Origin of the sequence: Rhodovulum sp. (genome assembly GCF_011048875.1) — a bacterium.
GTDB lineage: Bacteria > Pseudomonadota > Alphaproteobacteria > Rhodobacterales > Rhodobacteraceae > Rhodovulum > Rhodovulum tesquicola.
The window spans coordinates 1-3,089 of sequence record NZ_DSDD01000030.1; the positions used below are offsets into that span (position 1 = coordinate 1).

Consider the following 3,089-nt stretch of genomic DNA (forward strand, 5'->3'; position numbering starts at 1 on the left):
GGCCCGCGCCGGATCGGCAGGAACCACGATCCCGTCAAGCAACATCTTGCCCAGACTCGCGCGGGCAGCCACATCGCCGCCCGCCGCCGCCTGCTCGAGCAGGCGCAAGCCCTCCGCGACGTCCTGCCTCAATCCGTCGGTTCCGGTGACAAGCGCCTCGCCGATCACCCGCGCCCCGGCCGCGTCTCCCGGAATCGCGGCAACGTCGCCTTGCGCCAGCGCCCCCGGCCCCAAGGCGAAGCCCGCAAGCATGCTGCCAGCCAGCGCCATCCCCCTGAGCGACCGATACGCCATGATACTCCTCCCGGATTGGTGTCTCTTCGACTTTCAATGCCGGTGCGTTCAAACGCTTGTCAACACGCGAAGGTTACAGCGATACCGCACGATCCTTGATTTTGCGCGAAACCGGCGCGACATCGGAAATGGGGTGCCACCGGCCGCCCCGGCAATTGATACCGCAGTTTCCCGGCGGGGCGGCCGAACGCAATGTGTGCTGACGACGACTGGATCATCTCGTCCCTGCTGGAAGACCTCGGCGCGCTGGCGCTTGCCCGCGACCGGGTCAGCGTCCACGATCTGGTCGAGACCATCGGGCCACGCGGCTTCGGTCCGCTGCTTGCTCTTCTGGCAGGGATGCTGATCCTGCCGACGGGCATGATCCCCGGCGTGCCGAACGTGGTGGCGCTGTTCCTGATCCTGATCGGCGGGCGCATGATGACCGGCGCACAGGAGATCTGGGTGCCGGACCGGTTGGGACGAGTCAGCTTTTCGGGGCACATGCTGGCCGTCTCGGTCGCGAAAGCCCAGCGTTGGGCGCTGTGGCTGCGCCCGCATCTGATGCCGCGCCTCGTCTTCCTGGTCGAAGGCGCGGTGGCGCGCCGTGCGATCGCGCTGATCCTGCTACTGACCGGGGCGGTGATGACACTGGTCGGCCTGATCCCGGGCTTTCCCTTCGTGCTGTCGCTGCATGTGGTCGTGCTGGGGCTCGCACTGTCGTCGCGCGACGGGTTGGCCGCGCTGGTCGGCTATGCGCTGATCCTGGCCGAAATTCTGTTCATCACGGCCTTCTTCCTCTGACGCCGTCAAGCGCCGTTCGGTCGCTGGGGGCGCACCTTGACGAAGCCGCCCCCATGCCCTAACGACCCTCACAGAAGAACGAGACCGGCAATCCGGCCGGTCGGGCCGCGCGAAACGGAGCGGCCATCGAAAGCCGCAACCACGCCAAGGACCCACATGACCACTTTCGCCGATCTGGGGCTTGACCCCAAGGTGCTCTCCGCCATCGCCGACGCTGGCTACACCGAGCCGACGCCGATCCAGGCTGGCGCCATCCCTCCCGCTCTCCAGGGCCGCGACGTCCTGGGCATCGCGCAGACCGGCACCGGCAAGACCGCCAGTTTCGTGCTGCCGATGATCACGCTGCTGGGCCGCGGCCGGGCGCGGGCGCGCATGCCGCGCAGCCTGGTGCTGGCGCCGACCCGGGAACTGGCCGCCCAAGTGGCCGAGAATTTCGACACCTACGCCAAGAAGACGAAGCTGACCAAGGCTTTGCTGATCGGCGGCGTCAGCTTCAAGGAGCAGGATGCGCTGATCGACAAGGGCGTGGACGTGCTGATCGCGACGCCCGGCCGCCTGCTCGACCATTTCGAGCGCGGCAAGCTTCTGCTCACCGGCGTGCAGATCATGGTGGTGGACGAGGCCGACCGGATGCTCGACATGGGCTTCATCCCCGATATCGAGCGCATCTTCCGGTTGACGCCATTCACGCGGCAGACGCTCTTCTTCTCGGCCACCATGGCGCCCGAGATCGAGCGCGTGACCAACACCTTCCTGTCAGCGCCCGAAAAGGTCGAGGTCGCCCGCCGCGCCACCACCGCCGAAAGCATCGAGCAGGGCGTCGTCCGTTACACCGCCACCCGCAAGGACATGCAGGCCAAGGAAAAACGCGCCCTTCTGCGCGCGCTGATCGACCGCGAGGGCGAAGCCTGCACCAACGCGATCATCTTCTGCAACCGCAAGACAGAGGTCGACATCGTCGCCAAGTCGCTGACCAAATACGGCTATGACGCGGCGCCGATCCATGGGGATCTGGACCAGTCCCAGCGCACCCGCACGCTGGATGCGTTCCGTGCCGGAACACTTCAGCTGCTGGTCGCTTCGGACGTGGCCGCGCGCGGCCTCGACGTACCCGCCGTGTCCCACGTCTTCAACTACGACGTTCCCTCGCACGCCGAGGATTACGTCCACCGCATCGGTCGCACCGGCCGTGCCGGTCGGCTGGGCAAGGCGCTGACGATCTGCGTGCCGCATGACGAGAAGTACCTCGCCGCGATCGAGGCGCTGGTCCAAAAGGAAATCCCCCGCGTCGAAAGTCCGCTCAAGGGCGGTGCCGCAGCTGGTGACCGGCGCGAAAGGGAGGCCTCTCCCCCGGCCGCGACCCCGCGGGAAAAGCAGCGCGATGTCCCCCGGCGCCCGACCGGGCCCGGCCCTGCCGAACAACCCATGCGCGACCGGACAGACCGGGCCGGGCGCAGCGAGCGCGGCGACCGACACCGCCGCGGCACCAAGCCCGGCCGGGACGGCCCGGTGGTCGGGATGGGCGATCACATGCCCGCCTTCCTCACCCGCTCCTTCAAGCCGAGTTCAGAGACCGCCGACGAGGCAGCCGACTAGCGCGCCCCGCTGGCCGGTCCCTGCGGCCGGCCGCACATTCCCGCCCCGGCGTTCTGCCTTCTTCTGGCCCGAAATATCCTGGGGGTCCGGGGGCAACGCCCCCGGCCTCCGTCGATCTTGGATCCGCAACACCCGGTCGAAATGTCGGTACACTTTTTGGGGTAACATGCTACCTATTTTTTAATTACATGATAACATTGGGATTTTCGGAGGCCACAACTATTGACTGTGCGGCCAAAATGCTTAGAACTCCGCCATCCCGACCGGGGCCGGGCCCTGCCCCGCCCCCTGGACCCCCCAGCGATAGGGCAAGAGAGATGAAGACCTACACCGCTACCCCGGCGGAGATCGAGAAGAAGTGGATCGTGATCGACGCCGAGGGCGTCGTGCTCGGCCGTCTCGCCTCGATCGTCGCC

Annotated in this window: 3 protein-coding genes and 1 pseudogene; 3 read left to right on the top strand and 1 reads right to left on the bottom strand. The window is 67.1% G+C overall.

Features of this window, described 5'->3' with window-relative positions; genetic code table 11:
- Positions 1 to 270: hypothetical protein (locus ENN83_RS01160; protein ID WP_414707601.1), on the bottom strand; the 270-nt coding region annotated here is incomplete at its 3' end.
- A gap of 216 nt (positions 271 to 486) precedes the next feature.
- Here ENN83_RS01160 and ENN83_RS01165 point away from each other — a divergent pair.
- From ENN83_RS01165 to ENN83_RS01175, 3 genes and pseudogenes are all read left to right on the top strand, one after another.
- Positions 487 to 1,077, top strand: coding sequence for an exopolysaccharide biosynthesis protein (locus ENN83_RS01165; protein WP_287183085.1), 591 nt, complete (start codon positions 487 to 489; stop codon positions 1,075 to 1,077).
- 156 nt (positions 1,078 to 1,233) lie between these two features.
- Positions 1,234 to 2,673: a DEAD/DEAH box helicase gene (locus tag ENN83_RS01170; RefSeq protein WP_287183089.1), complete on the top strand. Its 1,440-nt coding sequence runs from the start codon at positions 1,234 to 1,236 to the stop codon at positions 2,671 to 2,673.
- A gap of 317 nt (positions 2,674 to 2,990) precedes the next feature.
- A pseudogene (locus tag ENN83_RS01175) lies at positions 2,991 to 3,089 on the top strand (uL13 family ribosomal protein); the annotation flags it as partial.

What these genes read in the sequence shown, in the direction of transcription:
- ENN83_RS01165 (WP_287183085.1), top strand. Translation starts at nt 487, where the DNA reads ATGTGTGCTGACGACGACTGGATCATCTCGTCCCTGCTGGAAGACCTC.
- ENN83_RS01170 (WP_287183089.1), top strand. Translation starts at nt 1,234, where the DNA reads ATGACCACTTTCGCCGATCTGGGGCTTGACCCCAAGGTGCTCTCCGCC.